Here is a 26,004-nt window from a genome sequence, read left to right on the forward strand (position 1 = left end):
GCCTTACGCCCTCCCGCTGCTTCCGGGCCCACCGCACCCGGCGCTCGCTAGGTTGCGGGCAGGGGTGGCGGGCAGGCCGGCACCCCTGCCGCTGCGATCAGGATGGAGACGGCGAATGCCGGAAGTGAAGGTCGCGTTCTACAAGAGCGCCCACCTGCGGGCCTCCTTCGAAGGGCACGTGGACCCGGACGGCGCGGAGGGGTACAAGTTCTCGGGTGTCATCAAGGGCGCATGCATGCTCGACAGGTCCAGTACGGACTTCGAGAACACCTTCGCCCTCGGACACGGCGGCACCTCCGCCGAGTACACCTACAAGGAGGTCCATCCCGTGGGGAGCGAGGAGAACACCTTCCGGGTGGACGGTTCCGGGGTACGGCTGAAGAACGAGACGGTGGACTTCCGGATCGGGATCAATGACGGCCTGTCCGGTCAGTTCAGCTACGGCGACAAGGCGACCTTGGCGCCGGGCGGGCCGGGCCAGGACATCAGCATCAGCCACAGCTTCAGCGACGACGGCACCGTCGCCTTCACCGGGGTGGCCCACGCAGACGGGCCGGAAGGCTACGTCCTCAAGGGGAAACTGTCCGGCCGGATGGAAAGCCCGGCGGACTGGGCGCGGAGTATCCACCTCGGATTCAAGGCGGGCAACGGCAGCTGGCAGTACGAGAAGGCCGCCACGGACGCCGACGGCCGAACAGGAGGCGTTTCCATGACAACGAACCTGGAGTGCGTGATCCGTGGACGCCGGGGCAAGGACGACGGGCTGACGCTGATCGTCGGGGTCACCAGCGGCGTATTCAGCGTCTCCCGCTACAGCGACGAAACCTCCGTATCGCTGCCGCTGAAGTTCTGACACCGCCGGGACCGCATGCGGGGACATCGGCAGGCCGCGGAAACGCTTCCTGAGCCCGGAAGGGCTACGCCGAAGGCATAGCCCTTCCGACGCCCCGGTGAACCGAGCGGTCACCGGGCGCCCGTACCGAACCGGTACGGGCGCCGCCGTGATCCCTGCCGCAGGAGTACGCGGCAGGGCGATCGGTCAGGCGAAGAACTTCTTGAACTCGGTGAGGGTGATCCGCCGGTCGCCGTCCTTGTCGGCCCCGCGGACGAAGTCCGCGAGCTTCACTCCGTCCAGGGAACCGCCGTTGGCCTGCCCGTAGTCCCGCAGTTCACGCAGCCGGATCTCTCCGCTGCCGTCCGCGTCGATCTCCGCGAACACGGCCTCGGCCTCGGCCTCGGTCATCTTGCCCATTGCTCCTCCTGGATACGCGTACGGAACACCCTTGCGCCTCGGAGCGAGCGGCAGGCGGCGTGACACGGGACGCCGCGCCGATTCACCACATCGGGGAGCACCGCCCCGCCGCGCGGCAGTCCCGGGGGAGGCGGAGATCCGTTCAGGACCCCCGCCTCGGCCTGTCACCTCACCCGCGCAGCTCTGCCGGGACCTTGGGCCGCGCCTGCCCGCTGACGGCGGACGTCGGCGTCGATGTCGTCGGCCAGCTTGCGCTGGTGGGCCTTGGTGGAGTGCTGGTAGATCAGCTGGGCCCGTTCGGAGGACTGGCCGGCGCGGACCATGAGGTCCTTCAGCTTGGCGCCGGTGTCGGCGGCGAGGGTGTTGCCCGTGTGCCGGAGGTCGTAGAAGCGGAACTCCTTCGGCATGCCGACCGCTTCGCGGGCCTTGCGCCACTTCCGGCCGAAGGTGGTGCCGCGCAGGGCGGCGCCACGCTCCCCGACGAAGACCAGGCCGTCCGGCCCGTCCTGGGCGAACCACTCCAGATGCCGGCGCACGTCGAGGAGGATGAAGCCGGGCAGCATGATCTCGCGCTTGCCCGCACGGGACTTGGGGCCTCCGATCACCCTGCGGCCGGTGTTCAACTCGGGTGCGGCGCGCCGGACTCGTACCGAGCCCGCGTCGAGGTCGATGTCGGAGCGGCGCAGTTCGGCTAGTTCCTCCGGGCGCATGGAGGCGAAGGCGCCGAGGAGGACCATCAGCCGCCAGCGGATGCCGATGGCCTCGGCGAGCGCGAAGACCTGCTCGACTGTGGCCACGGGGCGCTCGTCCGCGTCCTCGCGGCCCGCTCCACGGATGAAGCAGGGGTTCCTGCGGATCAGGTCATCCTCGACGGCTGTCTGCATCACGGCCTTCAGGAGGCGGTACGACTTGGCGGTCGTGGTGGCGCCGGTCGCCTTTCGCCGTTCCGCGCGCCAGGTCCTGACCTTGGCGGGGCTGACGGCGTTGACGTACTGGCTGCCGAACGTCGGCTCCAGGTGGAGGCGGAGCAGTCGCCGGTACAGCTCCTCGGTCGTGGCCGCGACGCCGCGCTCGTCGATCCAACGCTTGGCGTACTCGGAGAAGAGCACCTCGCCTGCGGTCGGGTCGAGCCAGTCGCCGCGCGACTGGTCGGCCTGGACCTGGGCGAGGAAGACCTCGGCTTCCCGCTTGGTCTCGTACGTCTCGGGGGCCGCGCGCAGGATGCCGTCGGCTCCGGGATAGCGGGCCTGCCAGCGGCCTGAGGGGAGCCGGCGGATCGCGCCGAAGCTGCGGCGCGGGGCCCTCGGGCGTGAGCGTGCCATCAGGCCACCAGCCCGAAGCCGGGGCGGCGGCTGCGTACAGGTTCGACGGTCCGCTCGTCGACGTAGGCGGCCAGCACGCTCTCCGGGATACGGACGTGTTTACCGAGCTTCACGTAGCGGATCCGGCGTTCCTGGATGAGCCGGCGGATGAAGCGGACGCCGGTGCCAAGGCGCTCGGCGGCTTCGTCGACCGTGAGCAGGCGGTCGTGGGTGTTCACCTCCTTCGCCGGGCGGGGCTGGGCGGAGGCGTGGGGTATCGCCGTCTGGCGCAAGCAGGGTCCTCTCGTGGCCTCGGCTGGTGGGGCGGCAACCCCGGCCGGGCCGGTGTCGTTCAGGGATGGGATGGGTGTGGTGCGGCCGTTGCCTGGGGTCTGCGGTCCAGGGCGGCCGGAGGGGCGGGCTACGGCTGGGGCGGGAGCCCGAACTCCTCCTGGTTGATCTTCAGGGTGTTCTCGGCGATGGCGTTGCTGACCATCACGTCGGCCTCCTCGCGGATGCCCGGGTGCCCGTCGAGGTAGGCGGCAAGGTCGTTGGTCGCCCGGCGCCACGCGTGCTGGGCTCTCTGGGCGGCCAGGTTGGCGGCCACGACGGTGTCGATCAGCTCCATGGCACGGCCGGCGGCGGCCAGGGCCGGCGGGCCGACGAGGTTGGACAGCGAGACCCCGAAAACCTCGGCGAAGCCGATGGCCTCGTCGAGGTTGATGCGGCGCTTGCCGTTCTCGATCCGCCAAACCGCCGACGGGTTCATCTCGTAGCCGGCCTCGTTGAGGCGGTCGGAGAGCGTGGTCGTGCTCCAGCCGCGCTGCTCGCGCTCGGCCTTGATCCGCTTGGCGGCGTTGTCCTCGCCTTTGAGCAGTACACCTTCCGGCGCCTCATCCTGCTCGTCATCCGACATCGGCTCCCTCCTTCCTGTTGCAGCGTGCCACTGCAGTCCGCAGGGCCAGTAAGGACAGTACATCATCTCCTGCCACTTGCAAAGCATCTCTGCGTGATGCATAGTGATAGACGTGACGCACCGCTGCGATCCGCTGGAGACCGCCATCACCTAGCCCGAGCAACAGAAAGCCCCCCGGTGCTGAAGACACCGAGGGGCTCAAAGCGCAAACCTCACGCCGCCCATCCCTGAACGACTAGCTGCAGAGCCGGGATTGCCGTCCCGTATGGCCCGCAGATTGAGGAGCTCGATGTCCAGTATGGACGAAGCCACCCCGAAGACGCCATCGCTTCCCGCTGCGTGGCCGCCGGTCGCCAGCCCCGGCCGACCCACACCGCCTGAGCCGGAGCCCGTTCCGCCGTCCGAGGGCGAGCAGGTGCTGTCCGACCTGCGGACGCAGTTCCGGCGGTACGTGGTGCTGCCGAGCGAGGACGCCCTCACAGCGGTGACGCTGTGGGTGGCGGCCACCCACCTCCAGACGGCGTGGCAGCACGCGCCGCGCCTCGCCGTCGTCGGCCCGGCGAAGCGCTGCGGCAAGTCGCGGCTCCTGGACGTGGTCACCGAGACCGTCCACGACCCGCTCATCACCGTCAACGCCTCGGCCGCCGCAGTCTTCCGGTCGATCACCGCGACGCCTCCGACGCTGCTGGTCGACGAGGCCGACACGCTCTTCGGGTCGGCGAAGGTCGCGGAGAAGAACGAGGAGATGCGCGGGCTGCTCAACGCCGGCCACCAGCGCAACCGCCCCACTCTCCGGGTCTCCGGACCGAACCACGAGGTGTCGAAGTTCCCCACCTTCGCGATGGCCGCCCTCGCCGGGATCGGGGACCTGCCGGACACGATCATGGACCGGTCGGTCGTGATCCGGATGCGGCGCCGGGGACCGGGCGAGAAGGTCGCCGAGTTCCGCACCGTTCGGGACACCCCCGCCCTGCACGCCGTACGGGACCGGCTCGTGGCCTGGCTCGGACCGCTCCACGACCCGGCGATGAGCCTCACCCCGCCCATGCCGGTCGAGGACCGGGCCGCCGACACCTGGCAACCTCTCGTCGCCGTCGCCGACCTCGCCGGCGGCACCTGGCCCGAGGCCGCCCGTGCTGCCTGCCTCGCGATGACGAAGCACGAGGCCGAGCAGGACCAGGACAACAGCGCCCTGAACCTCCGGCTCCTCGCCGACGTCCGCCGCGCCTTCGCCGCCGAGGGGAACCCGGCCCTCCTCCGTACCGGCCGCCTGCTCGGCATCCTCAACGAGGACACCGAGTCGCCCTGGCCGGAGTACAAGGACAAGGGCCTGACCGCACGCGGCCTGCAACTCCTGCTGAAGGACTACGGCATCAGCGCGTCCAGCCACCGCTTCCCCGACGGCTTCCAGGCCAGGGGCTTCGCCCGCGAGCAGTTCGCCGACGCCTGGGCCCGCTACTGCCCCGAGCCCGCCGCACCGGCCGCTTCCCTGGCCGCCGAGCCGCTACTCCTGCCGGTACCCGCACCCGGCGCCTGACCCGACACGACCCGTCCCGACCCGTCCCCTCGCAGGTCAGGGCCGGGACGGGTCACCCGCCCGTGACGGGTCGACCCGATGTCACGGCCCTCACCCGTACCAGCGCTGACCAGGCATGCGACGAGTCGGGACAGTTCCCACCCGCCCCCGGCCGCGCGGCCACCCCAGCCTCCCCAAGCTTCCGGAGCACCCTCCCTTGACCTCCCCCAGCACCACCGCACCGCCCTCTACCCTCCCCGTCCTGATCCGTACGGGCGTCGCCCTCCTCGCCATGGCCGCCTTCGCGCTCTCGTACGACGCCCTGCGCCAGATGGCCGCCGCCAGCCACATCCACCCGGCCCTGACGTACGCCTTCCCCCTGGTGATCGACGGCTTCATAGCCATCGGCATCGGCACCCTCCTCGTCCTGCGCACAGCACCGCTCAGGCCCCGCCTCTACGTCTCGGCCCTGGTCGGCATCGCCACAGCCACCAGCATCTGGGCCAACGTCCTGCACGCCGTCCGCCTCAACCAACAGACCCGCCCCGGCGGCCTCGCGCTCGACGACATCACCGTCGGCGTCATCTCCGCCATCGCCCCACTCGCCCTCGCCGGCGCCGTCCACCTGTACCTCCTCGTCCAGCGCCGCCCCGCCCACGCGGAGCCTGCGGCCGAGGCCACACCTCCGGAGCCCGGCACACCGCCAGCCACAAAGAGGCCGGTCTCCGCCGAGGACGAGGCTGACGACTCCGGCGACTCCGGCGACTCCGGCGACTCCGACGAGCAAATGGCTGATCCGGAACCGCCGCCCGCTCCCGAGGACGGCCAGCCCCCGATCGCCACGTACGAGCAGGTGCTCGCCATCGGCCGCACCGCTCCCCTGGGACGTAACGGGCGCGTCTCCCGCCGCCACATGGAGACCGCCATCCGCGACAAGCGGCTCAGGCCCGGCGGACGCGAACGCCTGGAAGAGGCCAGGGCGGAGCTCCAGGTCGAGCGTGACCAGCAGCTCGCCAAGACCGCCGCGTAGCCCGCCCCCGCCCTCAGGCCGCTCGCCTCGGAACACCTCCGGGGCGAGTACCGCTTCCCACCTCCCCCACCCGATCAGAGAGCCCGCCCATGCACGAACAGCCCGCCCCCGACTCCCCGCACACCACCCACCAGCCGACCACCCACCCTGCCCCGGGCGGAGCAAGGTATGGCGTTGGACCGTCCAAGGGCCGGTCCAACGCTGAAGCCTCCGCCCCAGGGGTGGCGGAGGCGGCGGGTCCCCGGCGCGAGGGCGCACCGGGGACAGGGGGTGTGCACGCGGCGGACGAGGCCGCTCTGCACCGCGTCGCCCGCCGTCGCGCCCGCCAGGACGTGCAGCGCAAGGAGCGCGTCGACGTCCGCTACAGCACGGCCGAGAAGCAGGCGATCCTCGCCGAAGCCCGTCGCCTCGGTCTGGCCGGCGCGCACTTCGTCGGCGCCGTCGTCATGGCGCACCTCAACGGCGACCTCGCCCTGCCCGCCGAGCGGACCGCCGTCGACGACCTGATCGACGAGTACGCGGCCCTGCGCGAGCAGGTCGCCCGGATCGGCACCAACGCGAATCAGATCGCCCACCGCCTCAACTCCGGCGGCGACGCACACCCTGTGGACGCCGCCGTGCTCGCCGAAGCCGCACGGCTCGTGGCCCTGGTCCAGGAGACGGTCAAGGCTGTCGACACCGCAGCCGACGTGGCCGCCACGAACCGTTGGGCAGCCTGAATGATCGCGAAGATCGGCAAACCCGGCCACAAGACCAGGGGCGTCCTGAACTACCTGTTCGGGCCCGGCCGGGCCAACGAGCACACCGACCCCCACCTCGTCGCCTCCTGGGACGGCTTCGCACCCGACCCCGGCCGCGACCCCGACGCCACCCTCGCCCAGCTCGCCACCGCCCTCGACCTGCGGGTCAAACAGGCCGGCCACAAGGCTCCGAAGAGCCACGTCTGGCACTGCTCGATCCGCGTCGCCCCCGAAGACCGCCACCTGACCGACGACGAGTGGGCCACCATCGCCCGCCGCGTCCTCAACGCCACCGGCATCGCCCCGGCCGGCGACCCCGACGCCTGCCGCTGGATCGCCGTCCGCCACGCCGAGGACCACATCCACATCGTCGTCACCAAGGTCCGAGGCGACCTCCGCCCACCACGGAACTGGAACGACTTCGTACGCGCCGACACGGAACTCGTCGCCATCGAGAAGGAGTACGGGCTCCGCCAGGTGCCGCGCGGCGACCGCACCGCCGCCAAGCGCTCCACCCGAGCCGAGCAGGAGAAGGCCCGCCGCACCGGCAAGGCCCGGACGACCCGGGAACGCCTGCGCACCATCGTCCGCACCGCCGTCTCGGCAGCCACGACCACCGAGGAACTCTTCCGGATCATCGAAGGGACCGGAGCCCGCGTCGAAGTCCAGTACTTCCCCTCCGGCGACATCCGCGGCTACAAGGTCGCCCTCGCCGGCGACACCAACGCCCAGGGCGATCCGGTGTGGTTCTCCGGCTCCACCCTCGCCCCCGACCTCTCCTACCCCAAGATCGCTGAACGCCTCACAGCCACGGGCGTCACACCGTCACGCCAGACGGAGGCCCCGGCCTGGCGACGGTTCACCGTGGCCGTCGATGGGACACCTGACCACATCGCCCGCAGCGAGGACGAGGCCGGTCAGGCCCACATCGCCGTCCTGGCCGAAGCCCTCGAAGTACTTCCTCTCGTCGCCCCCGCCGACCTCCGAGCTCAGCTCCTCCAGGCCGCCACCGTCTTCGAGCGCGCCGGTCGATCACGCCTCCGCGCCGAGCACCAGCAGGCCCAGGCCACGCGCCGGGCAGTGAAGGCGATCCTGCGCGAGCCCGCCCCCAAGGACGGGACTCTCCTCACGGTCGTGCTCGACGCCCTGTTCCTCGCGGTCGTCGCCGCGCAGCACTGGCACCAGGCCCGGAACCACCACCAGCAGGCCGAAGCCGCACGCGAGACAGCCGCTCACCTCCGCGCCGCCTACCAGGCCACGTCCGCTCAGCCGCTGGCGGCGCTCACGCACCGGGGAACACGGATGGCCGAGTCACTGCGCCGCCGACAGGAGTTCACGTTGCGCCGAGCTCTACCCGAGCTGGCCGAGCGGATCCTCGCGGAGCCCGGATGGCCGGCGCTCGCCGCCACCCTTGACCGAGCCGAATCCGCCGGTCACAGCACCGTCGCCCTCCTCACCGAAGCCACCGCCCGCCGGGAAACCGAAACCGCCACCAACGTCAGCGAAGTCCTCACCTGGCGCCTTCGCCGCCTCGCCGACCTGACCGCCGTCACCACCGACAGCGCCTCGGCGCCCCCGTCGGCCGCCTACCGCCTGACCAACTCCGCCACCAGCCAGCAGCGCCGCACGCGCTGAACCCCAATCTCAAGGAGCACCCTCTGAAGATCCACCCGCACGCCGCCATCTTCCCGATGCTCGACCGCGCCGAGCTGCTCGACCTCGCCGAGTCGATCAGGACCGAGGGCCTGCACAAGGAGCTCGTCCTCGATAGGGACGGCGCCCTCCTCGACGGCCGCAACCGCCTCGCCGCCTGCGAGATCGCCGGCGTCGAACCCCGCTTCACCACCTATACCGGCGACAACCCCCGAGCGCTGATCTTCTCCAACAACGTCTTCCGCCGGCATCTCAGCAAGGGCCAGCAGGCAATGATCACTGCCATGGCCTGTTCCTTTTCGGGACAGTCCCTACGCGACCTGGCCAAGTCCCACAGTCTCAGCCGCACCCGCCTCTCCGCCGCCAACGTCGTCCTCAAGTACACCCCTGACCTCGCCGAAAAGGTCCGCATCGGCGCCTTCCCACTCGACGCCGCCTACGAGACCGCGCTTGAGACCAAGGCCAAGGCGACAGCCAGACAGGAGAAGCACGACCGCCTCACCCAGCACGCCCCCGACCTCGACAAGCAGGTCAGCGACGGCCACCTCACCCTCGACGAAGCCATCGAGACTCTGGAAGAACGCCAGGAACAGACCCGCATCCGCAAGGAGATCACGGACGCCGACACACTCCGCATCGCCGACGGCCACACGACCCCGCCCCTGGCCCAACTCGCCGAGCGCGGCGACCTCACCTGGAATCAGGCCCACCAGCAGGCCGAGGAGTACGTCGCCCAGCGCCGGACCGCCATCCACGAGACCCAGCAGGCCATCGAACAGGCCGCCCAGCACTGGACGACGATCCGGGCCCAGATACCGCGTCCCGGCACAGCCCTCGCCCGCGAATGCCACGCCGGCCTCTCCCGCGAAGCCCAAGAACTGATCACCCATCTCACCGCTCTCATCTGACACAAGCCCCCCTCGGGCTCAGGGCCAGAAGCCCTGAGCCCGAGGCATGAACTGACCAAGCAGGCCGAGACAGGTTCCGTCGCACGCCGTGTCCCGAAAAGGAACAGCGAAAGCGTCCATTCTCAGGACACCCCCGCCTGTCCCCACAGAACACAGCGCCTCCCGCGGGAACCCACGACCCGGCAACTCCCCCCACACAGAGGGCGTCCTCGGTACCGTGCTGGTGACGAACTCCGCACGGACAGACCGGCGCACCCGCACGGCCGTCCGGCGGTTGGGGAGGTGTCCTGATGCTGGAGGAAGCCGAGGAGATCGGCCGGCGCGTCCGCAGGGCGAGGCTGCGTCTCGGGATGCCGCAGGCCGATCTCGCCACGGCCCTGGGGAAGTCGCAGGGCTGGGTGTCGAAGATGGAGCGCGGCCTGATCGAGCTGGACCGGGTCGGGCTGCTCAACCAGGTGGCCGCCGAGCTGCACGTTCACCCGAACGATCTGATCGGACGCCCGTACGGCAGCTCCCCCGACGACAACCAGTGGCAGATCGCCGCCTCGTCGATCCTGCGCGAGCTGCGCCGCTACGACCTCGCCCCCGTTTTCGACGGGACACCAAGGCCGGCGCCGCAACTGTGGCGGGAGGTGACGCGGCTCCACCGGCTCCGGGACACCGCCGCCAACGTCGCGATCCTCCGTGTCCTGCCCGACCTGTTCCGCGAGGCCCGCGCCCTGGCAGAAGCCTCGGAGGAGGGGCACGCGCGGGAGGAGGCGTACGCGATCTACGCGGTCTGCTGCAAGTTCGCCCACACCGCCGCCCACTCCCTCGGCCACCCCGAGCTCGTCGCGATGGCCTGCGAGCGGGCCGCCTGGTCGGCGCGCCTCTCCGGGGACCCGGTGCTGCCCGCGGTCGCGGACTGGATGCGGGTCTGGGACATGTGGGCGACGGCCGACTGGGAAGACGCGCTGACGCTCTCGGACAAGGCGATCGGGTCGGTGCAGCAGGCGTACGAGCACGGTGAACCGCTGGCCGTACGGGCCTGGGGCACGCTCCAACTCCGCGCGGCGATCTCGGCCGCCCGCGCCGGGCGCCCGTCCGAGGCAGAAGACCGGATCGGGTACGCGAAGGACGCCGCCGAGCGGATGGACGCGTACGTCGGAGCACCCGTGTACGACCGGCACTCGCTGACGTTCTCCGCCGGGAACGTGCAGATCCACGCGGTCAGCGTGGCCCTGGAGATGGGGGAGCAGGGCAAGGCCCTGGAGATCAACCGCCGCACCAGCCCCGAGCTCGTGGGCGCGCTTCCCAACTCCCGTCAGGGACACCACCACATGGACATCGCACGGGCCTGGCTGTGGGACGGCAACCGCGACAAGGCCCTCGTCGAGCTGGAGACCGCCGAGCGGATCGCGCCCCAGCTCGTACGGAACCACCCCATCGCCCGCTCCACCCTCCGGAGCATCGTCTACGCCGAACGGGCAGCCACGCGTGAGAAGTTGCGGCGCATGTCCGACCGCTTTCACCTGGACGGATAGGGGTCGTATTCCTCCGGCTCATATTCGAGGTCGCCGTCGTCCCTAACTTCGGGGCATGACCGGACGACGTACACCTCATCTCCCTTCCGAGGAGCCGGAGTTACTCCCGGCGGTTCCCTTCACGCCCCGGCTCGGCGACCTCGCCGCCGACACCGCCCACGGTGGTCGTGTCGGCGTCGTGGTCGCCCTCCCCGGCGAGGACTCCGCCACCACCTACCACCTGCGCCCGCCCGGCGGCGAACCCACCTGGTCCGCGCCGGGCGACGGCTCCACCCTGCTCCCCGTGCCCGCACAGATCACGCACGCCGCCCTCCTGACCAGCGGGGCCGCGGTCTACGACCCGCGCACCGGCCAGGGCTCGGTACCCGTCGTGTTCCACTTCGCGGACGGCTCGGCCAGCGAGGGCGCACTCGTCCTCACCTCGGCAGATCTGGAACGGCTTCACGCCCAGACCGGCCGCCTCCTCGCCAGCCACGAGAAGGCCACCGGTGACCTCGCATGAGCAGGTCCCGCCACCGCCGGCCCACCGCCCCCGTACACGTAAGGGCTGATCGCAGCAGCCGGTACGCCCTGACGTTCCTCGCCCTCGCCGGCCTGGCCGGGCCCGCCTGGGCCCTGCGCTCCCAGACCGACCACCTCCTCGGCTCCCCAGGCCACAGGGCTGCCGTGGCCGTGCCGGACGCGCTTCCGCTCCCCCACGCCACCACCGACCGCTGAACGGCCCTCCGCCGAGAAGACCCGGAGCCGGCCTCCCCGTACCGCTCCCGCACCACTCGGCGGAGGGCGACCCGCCACGTACTCACCGACTCGCGAAAGGTGAATCCGATGGACACCGTGACCGCCCTTGCCGGGCAGATCGCCCAGCTCGACACCGTCGACCCCGCCCAGTTGGAGCGGATGCGCCACGAGGCCCTGACGGCGCAGGCGCCCTGGAAGGCCGAGTACAGCGCCTACCAGTCGGGGGGCTGGTGGACGACGTCGCTGATGAACGCGTCCGGCGACCCCGCCGACGTGACGATCGGCGACTGCACGGCCCAGCCGACCGACCTGCTGAAGCGGATGCCCGCCACCGCCGCCCTGCTGAACGAACTCGGCCTGAACTACATGTGGGTGCGACTCGCCCGCCTCGAACCTAACGCCTTCCTGTGGGAACACCGCGACTACGACGAGCTCGACCAGGTCGAGCGCCACCGGCTGCACATCCCCCTGCACACCAACACGTCGGCGTTCCTCGTCACCGGCGGCACCAAGGTGCACATGACCGGCGGGCGGATCTGGCGGCTGACGCCGACGTACGCGCACGGCGTGTGCAACCTGCTCGGACCGGACCGGATCCACCTGATCGCCGACGTGTACGCCGACGACACCTACCGGCGCCTCGCCCGTCGGCCCACGCTCCACCCCGATTCCGCCGAGCCGCTGCCCGTGGCCGGCCCTGGGGTGATCGCCGAGCGGCTCCAGGCCGCCCGCGGAATGGCCGACCTCGGCTACGCGGACGCGGCCGAGCGGATGCTGCTGCGGCTCTTCTACACGTACGCGCTGCCCGAGGGCGCGGTCTACGACCTAATCGCCGAGCTGCACACCTCGCTCGGCGACGAGGAGGCCGTCACGCGCTGGACGACCGCCAAGCGCCGCCTGCTCGCCCTCACGGCCTGACCACCACGCTCGAACCTGCCTGCCGGAATCCGATCGGAGGACGCACGTGCCCACTCTGCACCTGGCGGAACTCACCTTCGCCAACCGCCCCGCCCAGCTCCCGCTGCTGTCCCGGCTCGCCGACATCCTCGCCGCCTCGCCGGCCGTCACGCACCTGCTGGTGCGCGGCTCGCTGGCACACGGCACGGCCGACCGTCTCTCGGACGTCGACTTCGTCGTCGGCGTCCAGGACGCCGACCTGCCCGCGTTCGTCGCGAGCCTGGACGACCTGATGTCCGTCGAGGCCGGCGCCCTGCTGCCGGGCTGGCGCGACACGATCGTCGCTGACCTCGGCGGCGTCGGCATGGTCTTCCTCGTCCCGGACGAGGGGCACCTGCACCAGATCGACCTGTACGTGGCGCCCGCGTCGCGCGTTCCGGGCCTGCGGGCCACGGTCGCCACGGCCGTACTCCTCGACCGCGAGCCGGCGCTCGCCCCGGCCGAGGGGACGGCGGCCGCCGAGCGGTTCGCGACCGAGTTCCTTGCCCGGCCCCGTACGTGCTCCGAGCTGCTCATCGAACACCTGGTCCTGGCGGTCCTGCTGCACAAGCGCATCAAGCGCGGCCAGCGGTTCGTCGCGTACTCGGAGTGGCACCGCCTGCACACGGCCACGAAGGACCTGATCAAAACCGCGCTGGTCCCCGCCTCGCGGTTCTGGGGCTGGTACCAGCTGCGCGAGGAGATCGCCCTCACCCCGATCGGCCGGGCATGCCTCGGCGACCTGGAGGCGGCGATCGGCGGACCGGCCGTCCCGCTGGCCGCCGATGTCGACGCGGCCGTCGAGCGGACACTCGCCCTGGTCGAGCGGGCCTGCCCCGAGGCCCTGAAGGGGCTGGAGAACGCGATCGCCGCGTACCGCACGTACCTGGAGCAGATGTGAACGGGCTCCACCTCGTGGGTTCGGCCACCGGCCGGGCCCGCGAGGGCCGAACCGCCGTCTTCTTCGGCGGGGTCCGCCCCGCCTCCACCGAGGAGGAGAAGCTGGCCGAGGAGATCGGCCAGGCCCTGGCCCAGGCGGGGTACGAGCTCCTGCACGGCGGCTACAACGGCCTGATGGAAGCCGCCGCGCGCGGGGCTTCCTCCGGAGGAGCCCCGGTCACCGCCGTGACCTTGGTCGACAAGCACGACGAGTGGGGCGCCTTCAACCCGTACGCCACCGCCTCCGTCCACGTATCCGACCTCGGTGCCCGGCTCAACCACTACCTGGACCACGCCGACCTCGTCGTCGCCATGGGCGGAGGCACCGGCACCCTTCACGAGCTGACCGCCGCCGCCTACTACGCGACCTGCATCCGGCCCGTGCCGGTCTTCCTCGCCGGGGCCGCCGCCCTGCGCCTGTTCGCCTTCCTGCGCAAGGAGAAGTGGCTGTACGAGACCCCGACCAGGCCCCTCGGCTTCCTCCGCACCGCCGAGACCGCCGACGCCTTCCGCACCCACATCGCCGCGCTCCACGCCACATCGATCGGAGGAGCATGACCACCAGCACGCGACTGTCCGGCCTCACCACCCGGCTCGCCGAAACCGCCCTCGTCGCCGCCCCCTTCCACCTCGCCAACGGCAGCAGGCTCGACAGCTACTTCGACGAGTACCGCCTGGCCGCCGACCCGGAGCTCCTGCGCGACACCGCCACCGCCCTGGCCGAACTCGTCCCCGACGACACCCAGCTCCTCGCCGGCATCGAACTCGGCGGCATCCCCCTCGTCGTCGCCCTGTCCGCCGCCACCGGCCTGCCCGCCGTCTTCCTGCGCCGCCGCCCGAAGGGGTACGGCTCCCGCCGACAGATCGAAGGCGCGCCGTTCGTCGGCCGCCGGACCGTCCTCGTCGACGACGTGGTCCGCTCCGGCGCGCAGCTGCTCGCCATGGCCCGGACCCTGCGGATGGCCGGCGCACCGGTCAGCGACGCGCTGTGCGTCCTGAAGCGCCCGCTCGGCGGCCGGGCTCTGCTGGCCGAACACCGCGTGACGCTCCACTCCCTGCTCACGGAGGCCGACCTCCCCGGGCCTCAGCGGGGTGATCCCGCGTGAAGCGGGCCGTGCTGTTCGACCTCGACGGCGTCCTCGTCGACAGCCGTCACGCCCAACTCGCCACCCTGGCGGGCTTCGCAACCTCCGTCCTCGGCCGCCGCGTCACCATCGCCGACCTGCCGCCCGAGGCCGCGACCACCCCGCGCGAGCAGGTACTCGCCGAACTCGGCTACGCGGGAACGATCAACCTGGACGGCTGGGACGCGGCGACGGCCACCGCCACCCTCACCGCCGACGTCTTCCCGTTCGTGGCCGAGGCACTCGCCGCGCTCCGCGCCGCCGACATCGGAACCGGACTGGTGACCCTGCGCAGCCGCCAGCGGATCGGCTGGCTCCTGCCGCCCGTCATCCTCGACCTGATCGACATCGTCGTCTGCTACGAGGACGCGGCACCGAAGCCCGCGCCCGACGGCCTCCTGCTCGCCCTCGACAAGCTCGGCGTGGCGCCCGGCGGCACCGTGTTCGTCGGGGACATGGAGTCCGACATGCACGCGGCACGGGCAGCCGGCGTGGCCCCGGTCGGCGCCGGATGGGGCTTCTCCAGCCCGTCGGCGCTCACCCGCGCCGGCGCCACCGTCGTCCTGCCCCGAGCCGACGACCTCGTCGACACGCTCCTGTCCCTGATCTCGTTGGAGTGACAGAGCGGAAAACCTCAGCGATCTTGACTGTCAGACCGCTAGCTTGGGTGGCGCAGTCGCAGCGGACCGTTGCGTCCGGTGACGGCTGCGCCACCTCAGACAACGGATCTGGAGTCATGGTCTACACCGTGGGGGCGCGAGCTATCTGCGTCGAGCTGGAGAACTGAGAACCCCTCAGTCCCTGTTCTCGGCCCGGCTCGGCGTGTGATCGACCCCCATCTCTCCACGACTCTCCCGTGAGGGCCACACCACCATGCGCTCGACGCAAATCCGCTCCACCTTCCTGGACTTCTTCACCTCGCGCGGTCACCGCCAGGTCCCGTCCAGCCCGCTGATCCCGTCCGACCCGACGCTGCTGCTCGCCAACGCCGGCATGAACCAGTTCAAGCCGTACTTCCTCGGCGAGGTCACCCCGGACTTCCCGCGCGCCACCACCATCCAGAAGTGCGCCCGCACCTCCGACATCGACAACGTCGGCCGGACCAACCGGCACGCCACGTTCTTCGAGATGATGGGCAACTTCTCCTTCGGCGACTACTTCAAGGCCGACGCCATCGCCTTCGCCTGGGAGCTCGTCACCCAGGGCTACCACCTGGAGAAGGACCGCCTCTGGATCACCGTCTACCAGGACGACGACGAGTCCGAACAGCTCTGGCGCAAGATCGGCGTCCCCGCCGATCGCATCCAGCGCCTGGGCATGCAGGACAACTTCTGGTCCATGGGCGTCCCCGGACCCTGCGGCCCCTGCTCGGAGGTCAGCTACGACCGGGGGCCCGCCTTCGGCCGCGAAGGCGGTCCGGCCATCGACGGCGAGCGGTACGTGGAGATCTGGAACCTCGTCTTCATGCAGTACCAGCGCGGTGAGGGCGACGGGAAGGGCGACTTCCCGATCCTCGGCGACCTCGCCCAGCAGAGCATCGACACCGGTCTCGGCCTCGACCGTCTGGCCGCGATCCTCCAGGACGTCGAGAACGTCTGCGGCACCGACCTCCTGCGCCCCACCCTCACGACCGTCCAGGAACTCGCCGGCCGCGACTACCCCGGCAGCGGCGAGGAGAAGGTCTCCTTTCAGGTCGCCGCCGAGCACGCCCGCTCGATCGCGTACCTGATCGCCGACGGCGTCCTGCCCGCCAAGGACGGCCGCGGGTACGTCCTGCGCCGCCTGATGCGGCGAGCGATCCGCCACGCCCGCCTCCTCGGCATCGACGAGGCCGTCCTCGCCCCGACCACGGCCAGCGTCATCGCCAACCTCGGCGACGTCTGGCCCGAGCTGCCCGCCCAGGCCGCCCTCATCGAGCAGGTCGTCACCGCCGAAGAGGAGTCGTTCACCCGCACCCTCACCCAGGGCACCCGGCTCCTCAGCGCCGCCATCACCCGCAGCCGCGAGAACCGGTCCACGGCCCTGACCGGAGAGACCGCGTTCGAGCTGCACGACACCTTCGGCTTCCCCGTCGAGCTGACCGTCGAAGCCGCCCGCGACGCCGGCCTGACCGTCGACGAGAACCGCTTCGCCGACCTGCTCGCCGAGCAGCAGCGCCGCGCCAAGGCCGGCGGCAAGGCCAAGACCGCCGAGGCGCTGCGCCGCCAGGACGCCTACCGCGAGCTGTCCGCCCGCCACGGCCGTACGGACTTCGTCGGCTACGACCGCCTCAACGCCGAGGCCACCGTCCTCGGCCTCGTTTCCAATGGAAACGTCGTGCTCGGCGCCAAACAGGGAAGCACCATCGAGCTGGTCCTGGACCGAAGCCCGTTCTACGCCGAGTCCGGCGGCCAGGTCGGCGACACCGGCACCATTCGCACAGCCGACGGCACCCTCCTGGACGTCCTGGACACCAAGCCCGGCCTGGAGGGCTTCCACGTCCACACGGTCCGCGTCACCGAGGGCGATCTCCGGTCCGGGCAGCAGGTCGAGGCCCTCGTGAACGGCGCCCGCCGCGAGGCCGTCGCCCGCTCCCACTCGACCACCCACGTCCTGCACGCCATGCTCCGCCGCACGCTCGGCGACCACGCCCGCCAGCACGGCTCCCTCGTCGACGCCGGCCGCCTCCGCTTCGACTTCGCCCACTTCTCCGCCGTCGACCGCTCCCAGCTCGCCGCCATCGAGACCCTCGTCAACGACAGCCTCCTCGCCGACCCCGAGGTCCGCGTCTGGCACGCCTCGCGCGCCGAAGCCGAGGCCGCCGGAGCGACCGCCCTGTTCGGCGAGAAGTACGGCGACCACGTCCGCATCGTCGACATCGGCGACTTCTCCCGCGAACTCTGCGGCGGCACCCACATCGGCCACGGCTCCAACGCCAGCCCAGTCCGCATCGTCGGCGAAGCCTCCATCGGCTCCAACCTCCGCCGCATCGAGGCCCTCACCGGCCGAGACGCCCTCGACTACTACGACACCGAGCGCCGCCTCCTCGAAGAACTCTCCACCCTCCTCGGCACCCGCCCCCAGGACGCCCCCGATGCCCTCCGCAAGCGCCTCGACGCCCTCGCCACCGCCGAGCGGGAGCTCGACCGCCTCCGCGAGACCGAGCTGCGCGACCAAGCCCAGCAGCTCGCCGCCTCCGCCCGCACCGTCACCGGCGGCCGGATCGTCACCGAGAAGCTGACCGGCCTCACCCCCGACGAGCTCCGCACGCTCGCCCAGCACACCGCCGGCCTCCTCGACACCGGCCACGCCGTCGTCGTCCTGGGCACCGAACACCAGGGCAAGGCACTCCTGGCCGCCGCCATCACCCCCAGCCTCCACGCCACCGGCACCGAAGCCAGCCACATCCTCATCCCGGCCGCCCGCACGGTCGGCGGCGGAACCGGCGGCAAGGGCCCACTCGCCAGCGCCGGCGGACGCCGCGTGGAGGTCCTCGACGAGGCCCTCACGATCGCCGCCCAGGAGGCTGGCCGCGCGCTCGGCCAATAGTCAATCGGATTGCCGGTGCCGCCACACACGGCACCGGCAATCCGGTCACCGCCCCTGCCCACCAGGCGCCAAACCCTTCACCAGAACGACGCTCTCGTAATTCGTCACGCCCCACCGCCAGGACCCAACCGGCACGTACCCACGCCTGCGGTACCACCCGACCAGATCGACCGCCTCGGCCGACGTATCGATGACCACCTGTGCCGACCTGAGCGAGGCGATACGGTCCTCCGCCAAGCCCAGCAACGCCTGCCCGAGCCCCGTCCCCCGGAGCGTCGGGTCCACCGCCAGCTGCCAGAACGACCCGGCACCCGCCGGGGCCGGATACCCCTCGGGGACCGCGTGCGGTGCCGCCACCGTCACCGTGCCCACAAGCTCACCTGCTTGCAGGGCTACCCAGCATTCCCCCTTGCCCACCCTGCAGGCCGTGTCCTCCACCGACTGATACGAGGCGAAGAAGACTCGCCCTTCGGCTGCATGGCCGGCATAGGCGCGGTGAAGGAGCCTCGTCAATCGCGCAACGGAGTCCCCCTCGACGAACGATCGGAACACGATCGGTTCGCCTGGCACGAGCCGCATCGACCTGACCGCTGGTGATCCGTCCACACAATCGAGTATCGGACGGAGAGGGATGTGCTGCCTGCTGAGCAACCAATACGCCGCAGGTCCGCGCGGCAGCAATCAGCGAGACGAAGCGGTCGTGGACGTCTGTCGCCGCCGATCGGGGCGCTCGGTGTCGTCGGTACGGGCCGGAGGTACGGCGGACCGGCGCAGCGATCGGCCCCGGCCGGACAGTGCTGGTCGGGGCGCCAGAGCCAACACCCTTTGATCAGACTGCGAATCGGTAGGTGTCGCACGGGAGCGGGGCTGTGGCCGGAGGGCGGCCGGCGCTGGATCGTTTTCGGACCGGCCGGTTTCGGCTTCCGAGGTCGCGCCGGGCGCGTCAGGCCGGGGGGCGGACTTGCCGGATCCGCTTCGCCTGTGACTTTCTGAAGTCATCCGACAACTGCTGGTCATGGCGGTTGGTGCACGGCAAGGGACGACGATGAGTACTGCGCGCACGGCGGGCACCGACGGTGAGGACTCGGCCCCGCCCATCGGCACGGTCGCCGGAACCAAGGAGGCGGGGCCCAAGGGCGACAACGAGGCGGCCGTCAAAGCCCAGTTGAACCGGCCGTTCGGGATCGCGGTGGATGCCACCGGCACCGTCTACTTCTCGGATCTCGGCAACCACCGGATCCGGAAGATCACGACGGACGGCCGGATCAGTGCGGTGGCGGGAACCGGTGTCGCGGGCAACCGGGCCGGGGGTGCCGGAACGGCCCTCGAAACCCAGTTGTACGGTCCACGTGGCGTGGCGGTGGACGCAGCGGGCGCCGTGTATGTCGCCGACACCGAGAACCACCGGATCCGGAAGATCACCCCTGATGGCCGGATCAGCATCGTCGCCGGCGACGGCGCCGCGGCGTTCTTCGGCGACGGCCGGCCCGCCGGCACCGCCCGGTTGCAGCGGCCCCATGATGTGGCTGTGGACGCGGCGGGGGTCCTCTACATCGCTGATTTCCTCAACAACCGGATCCGGAAGGTCGGCGCAGACGGGGTGATCAGCACCTTCGCGGGCGGTGCGGCCGCGGCGTCCCAGAAGGAGGGCGTGCCCGCGACCTCGGTGCAGTTGAACCGGCCGTCGGCGGTGGCGCTGGACCGTGACGGGTCGCTCTACATCGCCGATTCCGAGAATCACCGGGTCCGCAAGGTGACGGCGGATGGCGTGATCACCACGGTCGCCGGCAACGGCAAGGCGGGCTCCGGCGGCGACGGGAAGCCGGCTGTCGAGGCCCAGCTGAACCAACCCATGGGGTTGGTGGTGGACGGTACGGGCGCCCTGTACATCGCCGATCACAAGGGCCACCGGGTCCGCAGGGTCACGGCGGACGGCCTGATCGAGACCGTCGCGGGCACTGGCAGCGGAGGTTTCGAGGGGGACGGCGGGACGGCGGCCGAGGCCCTGCTGAACAACCCGGTGGGGCTGGCCGTGGACTGTGTCGATGCCCTCTACATCGCCGACCACACCAACAACCGGATCCGGAAGGTGGCCTCCCCGAGGATGGCGGGGCTGCCCAATTCGGGCGAGGTGGTCTCCTGGGCCAATGCCCGCAGCGGCCTGCGGATGGGCGTACTGCGGGAGTCCACGAAGGACGGGGCCGAGATCCACCAGTCGCTGCCCGTTCCCCGGGCCCACCAGCGGTGGCGGCTGCTCGTGGTGGGTCACCAGGACGGCGCGGTGCTGTACACGATCGAGAACGTGCACAGCGGCAAGGTGCTGGAGGTTTTCGACGGCCACGCCTGCGACGGGGCCCCGCTCGTCCAGCGCGCCCTCGACGCGGGCGAGGCGGCGCACCAGCGGTGGCGGCTGATCCCGGTGGGCGAGGGCCCGGCTGGCAGCGGTCCTGGGGGCTACGAGATCGCGAACCATGCCAGCGGGCTGCTGCTGCGCGTGGACGGCGACGCGCGCGCCGTGGTCAGGCAGCGTGGTGCGGAGGGCGACCACCGGCGGCGGCAGTGGCGGCTGCTGCGGGCGTGAGGTGACGCGGGGACCCGCAGACGGGGGCGGGGGCTGGAGCGATTTGCTCGCGCCCCAGCCCCCGCCCCCGTCGCACGGGTCTGTGGTCCGCCGTTCGGCGTCGTACCGCGCGGGGTTACTTCTTGGGTTTGGTCGTGGGCGGGGTGTCGGCGGTCGGTGTGGGCGGGGTGTCGGCCGTCGGCGTGGCTGGCTTGGCGGGCTTGGGCGGCTCGGGCGCCTGGGCCTGCGGGGTCTGCGGGGTCTTCGGGGCCTGGGCCTCGGGGGGCTTGGTGAAATCGGCCTTGCGCGGTCGGTCCGCGAGGTCCTCGTCCCGCTGGAGCCCGTCGTGTTGGGTGACCGTCGGGCCCGACTCCCGCATGCCGGCGGCCGCTGCCGAGGACACCGAGCCGGGGTCGGCCGCGTAACGGGCCTGGGCCTCGCCCGAGGCCTGGGCGGCCCGGACGAAGGAGCCGAGGAAGCCCAGGATGACCCGGGACTCCGGCGAGTCCTCCCGTACGGTCTTCGCCCGGGAGTCGGCCCCGTGGATCGCACTGGTGAACAGGCTCGTGGTCGTGTCGTCGTAGGTGGTCTCGTCGCAGTCCTCGAAGTCGATGTCCCGTCCGGGGCGTGGTTTCGTGCCCTCGGTGGTAACCGAGAAGAGCCCTGCGCCCTTGCCTGCGGCGCCGAAGATGTTGTCGAACACCATGGTCGTTCCTCCTGGTCGTCCCGGGGCGGTGGGCCGCCCGGTCACGGCTTCTTGTGCAGCGCGCGCCGGCTGCCGGTGAGGCTCTCGCCGTCGAACATCGTGTGGTCGACTTCCAGGGCGGAGACGACCTCGGCCCAGCCCCGCATCCGGAAACCGTTGCCGCCCGCCAGGTCGATGTCCCCGATCGGGCGGGCGACCAGCCGGGAGAGCCCGGGGTGGGTGGTGGCCTGTGGGGGCGACAGCACCGCGACGGGCACGGCGTACTGGACCGCGAACAGCCCGGAGAACGTCACCGGGATCTCGTAGGAGAACTGCTTGCGGGTGCGCCGCTGGGTGGCCATGGTCGCCACCCGGGATTCCGGCGGGACCTTCCCGGAGATCTGCGACTCCGAGGTCCAGCCGGTGGTCAGGGTGCCGCCGACGGAGGCCGTGACGCCCTGCACGAGCTGGGCGTTGAGCTCGGCGTTCCCTGTGGCGGTGCCCTGGACGGTGAAGGCCGTGGAGCCGGTGACCGTGGTCGCGATCGACGTGCCGGCCGAGGCGCCGGCCGTGCCCGAGGCGTTGCCCGAGGCCGAGTTGGCCATCGAGTTCTTCACGCCCGTCTCGGTGGCGTTGGCAACGTCGACCCCGACGTCATCCTTACTGTTCTCATTGGTCACGGTGACCGTGTTCTTGTTCTCCAAGTCGTTTTGGACCTGGATGCCCAACTGCCCGCCGACCTGGGCTCCGACCTGGGCGCCCAGTTGGGCGCCCAACTCCGTGCCCAGCGCCAGTTGGAGCTCGTTCTGCAGCTGGAGCTGCAGCTCCGCGCCGACGTTCCCCCCGAAGGAGAGCTGGGCCTCGCCCTGGAGCGACCAGGTGATCGCGTTCGACACCGTGAACTGGACCGAGTCGGTGAACTCCATCGTCTCCGACGAACTGCGGTTGACGTAGCTGCGCGAGGAGAACATGTCGGGCGGAGGCTGGATCACGTCACCCCGCTCCTCGATCAGTGGCTCCCCGAGGTTCATGTACGCGAGCCAGCCCAGCTTGTGGGCCGGCTCGGCGTCGAAGGTGCCGAAGCTCGACTTGTTCACGGAGAACCCGACAGGCCGGTGCGCGACTCCGCGCTCGTCGACCCAGACCAGGTTGGGATGGTCCAGGACCGACTTCCAGCTCTGCTCGATGTCGAGCTCCCGCAGGTTCTTCTTCGTCAGTGGCCGCCGCTTGGCCCGTTCCAGGTTGTACGCGTGGGAAGACATTCCTCGTCCTCGACCCATCCGGTCGGACGTGCGCCACGGAAGGACAGAGAAGGGGTGGGCACGCTCCGACAATCGAAGTTGGCAGCCTTCACACTGCCCGAGAATACGTCCGGGGCGCAGCGTCACCGATTCCAATGGTCAAGAATGGGCCATTGTCCTTTAAATCACGGGAATCGAAATCGTGATCCAGCGAAACTCTTCCATTCGAGCAGATCGCGCCATCCTTCCCGCCGGGAATGGGATCCGGACATTCGCCGAATGTCGCGATATCAACCTCCGGCGATTTTTCTCTTTTCGATCCCATTTCGAGCAGCCTCAGATTCGCCGGTCACAATTCCCCGTGGTAGACCAATAGGCGATCAATCCCCACATGTCTTTCCCGCTCGGAACAGGTGAGGTTTCCGCGATGTACACCCAGGAACGCACGTCGATGTCCAACCTGGTCGTCGGCGGACCAGTGGCGGTGAACAGTTACGACAACGCCATTGTCGCCGCCCTGCTCGAAAACCGTCCGGTCATGCTCGTGCACGCCTTCAACGGCGGCTATCTGCGACCGGTCGAGTTGAAGGAAGAAAGCCACGACAAGGGCGTCCAGCTGGCCACCGCCCTCGACGAGACCGTCAAGGAACAGCAGGGCCACCTCTGGTACATCACCCCCGGGGGCTTCTTCGGCCAGCGGGCGCTGTACTTCCTGGAAAGCGCCGCCGGCCAGGTGACCCCCAAGCTCCCCGCACAGGCCGGCACCGGGGCGAACGGTGCGGGCGGCAACGGACCGGTCGACGGCGGCCGGGGCGACGACGGCCTGCCCAAGCCGCGCCGCCGGCGTATCAGCGTCCACCAGGACGCCCCGAAGAGCTCGATGGACACCGTCCAGGTCGGACTCCCCGACCAGGTCGGCGAGAAGTGGCAGGGTCGCAACGGCGCTCCCGAGGACACCCAGCTCTGGGTGGTCACGGTGACTCCCTGGGGCGGGATCACCTTCGTGCCGATCACCCACCCCGAGACCATCCTCGGGTTCAAGGACCACGCCGTGACGGCCAACGCCGAGGTGCGCGTGACCCACAACTGGGGCGGGGACTTCACCGGCACCGTCATCAACACCTTCTACCCGCGGCTGCCCAGCGAATGGAACGTCCCCTACCACCACGTCTTCACGTGACCGCCGATCGGACCCGCCCCATCCCCCTCCCTAGCCCACGACCACACCGTCCGGAAGAGGCGCCACAATGCCCGTGCCCACGGAAGAACTGAAGCTGGAGATCATCGACGCCACGACGGGGAGGACCCTCGGGGCCAGGGCCGCACCGCCCGAGGCGCCCGCCGCCAAGACCCCGGCCAAGGGCGCGCCGGCCAAGGCGGCACCGGCCAAGGACGACCCGCTCGTGGTCCGGGACTACCCCGTCGGCGGTCCGCCTGCACAGCGCTGGCGGCTGGTGCCCGTACCGACCGCTCCGGGGGGCCACGAAGAGGAGGATCACACCTACGTGATCCACGACGCGGCCGAGCGCAAGGTCCTCGACAACCCGGCCGCCGCGGACCGCGGGGTGTGCCGGGCGGACCCCGCCGACGGCAAGAAGAGCCAGCAGTGGCACGTGGTCCCTGTCGACGGGGAACCGGGCCGGTACTTCATCGAGAGCGTGGTCGACGGCACCGTCCTCGACCTCGGCGACCGGGGCCCAGACGCCACCCCGGTCGTACTGCGCGAGCACGACCCCAACGTGCCCGGCCAGCGATGGCGACTCGTACCGGCCGCACCCGAACGCGACAGCGACGTCGTCCTGCGCTGGACGCCGCTGAGGCACTGGAACGGCCGCACGTCCTGGCGGCTGACCCCTTCGACCGCGCTGCGCCCCTCGCCCGCCGCGACCCCCTCTTTCAGCAACGTGCTGATGGTCCTCGGACGGTTCGGCGCCGACAGCTCCGCCGGCGGATGGAAGGACGAGGGGGCAGCCCCCGTCTTCGGGCCTGTGCCTGGTTCCGTGAACCGATGGGCCGGCCCGGGGGCGCGCATCCTCGCCGACGCCGGCGGGACGAAACGGCACGACATCGTGGCGCTGAAACCCGCGAAGGGGGTCGTGACCTCGGCCTGCAGGGGCGACGGAACCTTCGAGGACGAGGAACGCCTCCTGCACCCGTCCGCGCCCACCGCAGCCCCCGCCGACCTGTGGACCCTCGCGGACCTCACCGGCGACGGCAGGCCCGACTTGGTCGTGCTGGCCGCGGACGGAGTGCGGGTCTCCCGTCAGAACGAGGACGAGACCTTCGCCCCGGCGGCCGCGCCGGCCCTCAAGTCGTTCGGCCACGGCGCACAGGCGGGCACCTGGCTCGCCGACCGGCACCCCCGGTTCCTTGTCGACACCACCGGCGACGGCCGCCTCGACATCGTCGGCTGCCACGACGACGGCGTCCACATCTCGCTCCAGGCCGAGGACGGCACCTTCACCCCGCTTCCCGAGGAACCTGCGCTGCGGGCCTTCGGCAGCGGGGAGAAAGCGGGCGGCTGGCTCGCCGACCGGCACCCCCGGTTCCTTGTCGACACCACCGGCGACGGCCGCCTCGACCTCGTCGGCTGCCACGACGACGGGGTCTGGATCTCCCGGCAGGCCGAGGACGGCACCTTCGACGACCCGCTGTACGTCCTCGACGAGTTCGGCGTCGACCATGGCTGGGCCTCGGTCACGGAGCACCCGCGGTTCGCGGTCGCCGGCGAGTCCGGCGCGGCGGTGGACATCGTCGGGTTCGGGCCGCAGGGCGTTGTCGTTTCCCACCGGCGCGGGGACGGCACCTTCGAACCCGCGAAGCTCGTCCTGAACGACTTCGGGTCCGCGCAGGGGTGGACGGGTACCAAGCACCTCCGATTCCTGACCGACGTCACCGGTGACGGCCGGCTCGACATCGTCGGGTTCGGCGACGAGGGGGTCTGGGTCTCGCACCGGCTCGACGGCAGCCGGTTCGAGCGGGCCCAACTCGTCTGCCGGGGGTTCGGATACGACGAGGAGGCCGGCGCCTGGCGGGTGGACCGGCACCCCCGCTTCCTCGCGGACGTCACCGGCGACGGCCGCCTCGACATCGTCGGCTTCGGCGGCCCCGGGGTGTACGTGGCCCGCAACCTCTTCCGCCGCTTCAGGACCCGCTGACCCCGCAGACCCGCCCGGGGCACCTCGTGCGCGCGGTGGTCGGCCCTTCGACCCGACCACCGCGCCGGCGGGGGCGGGGATCCTGGCGTCCCCCGGTACGGCACGACGGGCATGGGTGAGCTCCAGCTGCGACAGCATCACCAGGCGCTCCCGGTCCGACGCCCGCCGGGCCGGGCTAATCAACCGGTTCGCCATCAGCACCGCGAACACGTCCAGCGCGTCGTCGACGGCCTGCGCCTCCAGCTGCCTCACCACC

General features: G+C 71.0%; 25 protein-coding genes. 18 read left to right on the forward strand and 7 right to left on the reverse strand.

Translation table 11 applies throughout. The features are described 5' to 3' along the window. The first annotated feature begins 115 nt into the window (after nt 1-115). On the forward strand, nt 116-853 hold the full coding sequence (locus ACFXMG_RS22860; RefSeq protein WP_383815896.1) for a hypothetical protein: 738 nt from the start codon (nt 116-118) through the stop codon (nt 851-853). Nucleotides 854-1,039: 186 nt separating this feature from the next. On the opposite strand, the gene ACFXMG_RS22865 is transcribed toward ACFXMG_RS22860, so the two are convergent. The 4 genes from ACFXMG_RS22865 to ACFXMG_RS22880 form a co-directional block, all read right to left on the reverse strand. Further along, nucleotides 1,040-1,252 carry an EF-hand domain-containing protein gene (locus ACFXMG_RS22865; RefSeq protein WP_383815893.1) on the reverse strand — a complete coding sequence of 71 codons (213 nt, stop codon included), beginning with the start codon at nt 1,250-1,252 and terminating at the stop codon, nt 1,040-1,042. Between the two features lie 164 nt (nt 1,253-1,416). Further along, nucleotides 1,417-2,574: a tyrosine-type recombinase/integrase gene (locus tag ACFXMG_RS22870; RefSeq protein ID WP_383815890.1), complete on the reverse strand. Its 1,158-nt coding sequence runs from the start codon at nt 2,572-2,574 to the stop codon at nt 1,417-1,419. After that, nucleotides 2,574-2,792, reverse strand: a complete 219-nt coding sequence (locus tag ACFXMG_RS22875) for an excisionase family DNA-binding protein (RefSeq protein ID WP_383816092.1) — start codon at nt 2,790-2,792, stop codon at nt 2,574-2,576. Before ACFXMG_RS22875 ends, ACFXMG_RS22870 begins: the two co-directional genes overlap by 1 nt. A 182-nt stretch (nt 2,793-2,974) precedes the next feature. Next, nucleotides 2,975-3,469 (reverse strand): helix-turn-helix domain-containing protein, encoded by a 495-nt coding sequence (locus tag ACFXMG_RS22880; protein ID WP_383815887.1) that lies wholly within the window; start codon nt 3,467-3,469, stop codon nt 2,975-2,977. A 298-nt stretch (nt 3,470-3,767) separates the two neighbouring features. Between ACFXMG_RS22880 and ACFXMG_RS22885 the strand changes: the two genes are divergently transcribed. From ACFXMG_RS22885 to alaS, 14 genes are all read left to right on the forward strand, one after another. Beyond that, nucleotides 3,768-5,006 carry a DUF3631 domain-containing protein gene (locus tag ACFXMG_RS22885; protein ID WP_383816089.1) on the forward strand — a complete coding sequence of 413 codons (1,239 nt, stop codon included), beginning with the start codon at nt 3,768-3,770 and terminating at the stop codon, nt 5,004-5,006. A gap of 196 nt (nt 5,007-5,202) precedes the next feature. Continuing rightward, a complete protein-coding gene (locus tag ACFXMG_RS22890; RefSeq protein WP_383815884.1) occupies nt 5,203-6,015 on the forward strand; it encodes a DUF2637 domain-containing protein in 813 nt (270 codons plus the stop codon). A gap of 272 nt (nt 6,016-6,287) precedes the next feature. After that, the gene (gene mobC, locus ACFXMG_RS22895; protein ID WP_383815882.1) at nt 6,288-6,734 is read left to right on the forward strand and encodes a plasmid mobilization relaxosome protein MobC; all 447 of its coding nucleotides are present in this window, start codon (nt 6,288-6,290) and stop codon (nt 6,732-6,734) included. Continuing rightward, the gene (locus ACFXMG_RS22900; RefSeq protein ID WP_383815879.1) at nt 6,735-8,390 is read left to right on the forward strand and encodes a relaxase/mobilization nuclease domain-containing protein; all 1,656 of its coding nucleotides are present in this window, start codon (nt 6,735-6,737) and stop codon (nt 8,388-8,390) included. A gap of 56 nt (nt 8,391-8,446) precedes the next feature. Next, on the forward strand, nt 8,447-9,316 hold the full coding sequence (locus ACFXMG_RS22905; protein ID WP_383815876.1) for a plasmid replication/partition related protein: 870 nt from the start codon (nt 8,447-8,449) through the stop codon (nt 9,314-9,316). Nucleotides 9,317-9,606: 290 nt separating this feature from the next. After that, nucleotides 9,607-10,839 carry a helix-turn-helix domain-containing protein gene (locus tag ACFXMG_RS22910; protein WP_383815874.1) on the forward strand — a complete coding sequence of 411 codons (1,233 nt, stop codon included), beginning with the start codon at nt 9,607-9,609 and terminating at the stop codon, nt 10,837-10,839. A gap of 55 nt (nt 10,840-10,894) precedes the next feature. Further along, on the forward strand, nt 10,895-11,341 hold the full coding sequence (locus ACFXMG_RS22915) for a hypothetical protein (protein ID WP_383815871.1): 447 nt from the start codon (nt 10,895-10,897) through the stop codon (nt 11,339-11,341). Next, a complete protein-coding gene (locus tag ACFXMG_RS22920) occupies nt 11,338-11,556 on the forward strand; it encodes a hypothetical protein (RefSeq protein ID WP_383815869.1) in 219 nt (72 codons plus the stop codon). The genes ACFXMG_RS22915 and ACFXMG_RS22920 overlap by 4 nt, the downstream gene beginning before the upstream one ends. A 108-nt stretch (nt 11,557-11,664) precedes the next feature. Beyond that, nucleotides 11,665-12,495: an aspartyl/asparaginyl beta-hydroxylase domain-containing protein gene (locus ACFXMG_RS22925; RefSeq protein WP_383815867.1), complete on the forward strand. Its 831-nt coding sequence runs from the start codon at nt 11,665-11,667 to the stop codon at nt 12,493-12,495. A gap of 46 nt (nt 12,496-12,541) precedes the next feature. After that, nucleotides 12,542-13,414: a hypothetical protein gene (locus ACFXMG_RS22930; protein WP_383815865.1), complete on the forward strand. Its 873-nt coding sequence runs from the start codon at nt 12,542-12,544 to the stop codon at nt 13,412-13,414. Then, nucleotides 13,411-14,010, forward strand: coding sequence for an LOG family protein (locus ACFXMG_RS22935; RefSeq protein WP_383815862.1), 600 nt, complete (start codon nt 13,411-13,413; stop codon nt 14,008-14,010). Before ACFXMG_RS22930 ends, ACFXMG_RS22935 begins: the two co-directional genes overlap by 4 nt. Next, nucleotides 14,007-14,558 carry an orotate phosphoribosyltransferase gene (locus ACFXMG_RS22940; protein ID WP_383815860.1) on the forward strand — a complete coding sequence of 184 codons (552 nt, stop codon included), beginning with the start codon at nt 14,007-14,009 and terminating at the stop codon, nt 14,556-14,558. The genes ACFXMG_RS22935 and ACFXMG_RS22940 overlap by 4 nt, the downstream gene beginning before the upstream one ends. Continuing rightward, complete coding sequence (locus ACFXMG_RS22945) at nt 14,555-15,196, forward strand: HAD family hydrolase (protein ID WP_383815857.1); 642 nt, start codon at nt 14,555-14,557, stop codon at nt 15,194-15,196. The genes ACFXMG_RS22940 and ACFXMG_RS22945 overlap by 4 nt, the downstream gene beginning before the upstream one ends. Before the next feature lie 253 nt (nt 15,197-15,449). Next, entirely contained in the window at nt 15,450-18,104 is a 2,655-nt protein-coding gene (gene alaS, locus ACFXMG_RS22950; protein ID WP_383815855.1) for an alanine--tRNA ligase, read from the forward strand. A 45-nt stretch (nt 18,105-18,149) separates the two neighbouring features. On the opposite strand, the gene ACFXMG_RS22955 is transcribed toward alaS, so the two are convergent. After that, entirely contained in the window at nt 18,150-18,710 is a 561-nt protein-coding gene (locus tag ACFXMG_RS22955; protein ID WP_383815852.1) for a GNAT family N-acetyltransferase, read from the reverse strand. Between the two features lie 439 nt (nt 18,711-19,149). Between ACFXMG_RS22955 and ACFXMG_RS22960 the strand changes: the two genes are divergently transcribed. Next, complete coding sequence (locus ACFXMG_RS22960) at nt 19,150-20,685, forward strand: RICIN domain-containing protein (RefSeq protein ID WP_383815850.1); 1,536 nt, start codon at nt 19,150-19,152, stop codon at nt 20,683-20,685. 115 nt (nt 20,686-20,800) lie between these two features. On the opposite strand, the gene ACFXMG_RS22965 is transcribed toward ACFXMG_RS22960, so the two are convergent. Next, nucleotides 20,801-21,370 carry a hypothetical protein gene (locus ACFXMG_RS22965; RefSeq protein WP_383815847.1) on the reverse strand — a complete coding sequence of 190 codons (570 nt, stop codon included), beginning with the start codon at nt 21,368-21,370 and terminating at the stop codon, nt 20,801-20,803. Between the two features lie 41 nt (nt 21,371-21,411). Further along, the gene (locus tag ACFXMG_RS22970; protein ID WP_383815844.1) at nt 21,412-22,611 is read right to left on the reverse strand and encodes a hypothetical protein; all 1,200 of its coding nucleotides are present in this window, start codon (nt 22,609-22,611) and stop codon (nt 21,412-21,414) included. Between the two features lie 406 nt (nt 22,612-23,017). Between ACFXMG_RS22970 and ACFXMG_RS22975 the strand changes: the two genes are divergently transcribed. Continuing rightward, nucleotides 23,018-23,770: a hypothetical protein gene (locus ACFXMG_RS22975; protein WP_383815841.1), complete on the forward strand. Its 753-nt coding sequence runs from the start codon at nt 23,018-23,020 to the stop codon at nt 23,768-23,770. 67 nt (nt 23,771-23,837) lie between these two features. Beyond that, on the forward strand, nt 23,838-25,748 hold the full coding sequence (locus ACFXMG_RS22980) for an RICIN domain-containing protein (RefSeq protein ID WP_384119782.1): 1,911 nt from the start codon (nt 23,838-23,840) through the stop codon (nt 25,746-25,748). The last annotated feature ends 256 nt before the right edge of the window (nt 25,749-26,004 follow it).

It is taken from the genome of Streptomyces sp. NPDC059201 (assembly GCF_042754585.1).
Lineage (GTDB): Bacteria > Actinomycetota > Actinomycetes > Streptomycetales > Streptomycetaceae > Streptomyces.

Excerpts from the sequence above, each read along its gene's own strand:
- ACFXMG_RS22860 (WP_383815896.1), top strand. The coding sequence starts at position 116 with ATGCCGGAAGTGAAGGTCGCGTTCTACAAGAGCGCCCACCTGCGGGCC.
- ACFXMG_RS22865 (WP_383815893.1), bottom strand. The coding sequence starts at position 1,252 with ATGGGCAAGATGACCGAGGCCGAGGCCGAGGCCGTGTTCGCGGAGATC.
- ACFXMG_RS22870 (WP_383815890.1), bottom strand. The coding sequence starts at position 2,574 with ATGGCACGCTCACGCCCGAGGGCCCCGCGCCGCAGCTTCGGCGCGATC.
- ACFXMG_RS22880 (WP_383815887.1), bottom strand. The coding sequence starts at position 3,469 with ATGTCGGATGACGAGCAGGATGAGGCGCCGGAAGGTGTACTGCTCAAA.
- ACFXMG_RS22885 (WP_383816089.1), top strand. The coding sequence starts at position 3,768 with ATGGACGAAGCCACCCCGAAGACGCCATCGCTTCCCGCTGCGTGGCCG.
- ACFXMG_RS22900 (WP_383815879.1), top strand. The coding sequence starts at position 6,735 with ATGATCGCGAAGATCGGCAAACCCGGCCACAAGACCAGGGGCGTCCTG.
- ACFXMG_RS22905 (WP_383815876.1), top strand. The coding sequence starts at position 8,447 with ATGCTCGACCGCGCCGAGCTGCTCGACCTCGCCGAGTCGATCAGGACC.
- ACFXMG_RS22910 (WP_383815874.1), top strand. The coding sequence starts at position 9,607 with ATGCTGGAGGAAGCCGAGGAGATCGGCCGGCGCGTCCGCAGGGCGAGG.
- ACFXMG_RS22915 (WP_383815871.1), top strand. The coding sequence starts at position 10,895 with ATGACCGGACGACGTACACCTCATCTCCCTTCCGAGGAGCCGGAGTTA.
- ACFXMG_RS22920 (WP_383815869.1), top strand. The coding sequence starts at position 11,338 with ATGAGCAGGTCCCGCCACCGCCGGCCCACCGCCCCCGTACACGTAAGG.
- ACFXMG_RS22925 (WP_383815867.1), top strand. The coding sequence starts at position 11,665 with ATGGACACCGTGACCGCCCTTGCCGGGCAGATCGCCCAGCTCGACACC.
- ACFXMG_RS22940 (WP_383815860.1), top strand. The coding sequence starts at position 14,007 with ATGACCACCAGCACGCGACTGTCCGGCCTCACCACCCGGCTCGCCGAA.
- alaS (WP_383815855.1), top strand. The coding sequence starts at position 15,450 with ATGCGCTCGACGCAAATCCGCTCCACCTTCCTGGACTTCTTCACCTCG.
- ACFXMG_RS22960 (WP_383815850.1), top strand. The coding sequence starts at position 19,150 with ATGAGTACTGCGCGCACGGCGGGCACCGACGGTGAGGACTCGGCCCCG.
- ACFXMG_RS22965 (WP_383815847.1), bottom strand. The coding sequence starts at position 21,370 with ATGGTGTTCGACAACATCTTCGGCGCCGCAGGCAAGGGCGCAGGGCTC.
- ACFXMG_RS22970 (WP_383815844.1), bottom strand. The coding sequence starts at position 22,611 with ATGTCTTCCCACGCGTACAACCTGGAACGGGCCAAGCGGCGGCCACTG.
- ACFXMG_RS22975 (WP_383815841.1), top strand. The coding sequence starts at position 23,018 with ATGTACACCCAGGAACGCACGTCGATGTCCAACCTGGTCGTCGGCGGA.
- ACFXMG_RS22980 (WP_384119782.1), top strand. The coding sequence starts at position 23,838 with ATGCCCGTGCCCACGGAAGAACTGAAGCTGGAGATCATCGACGCCACG.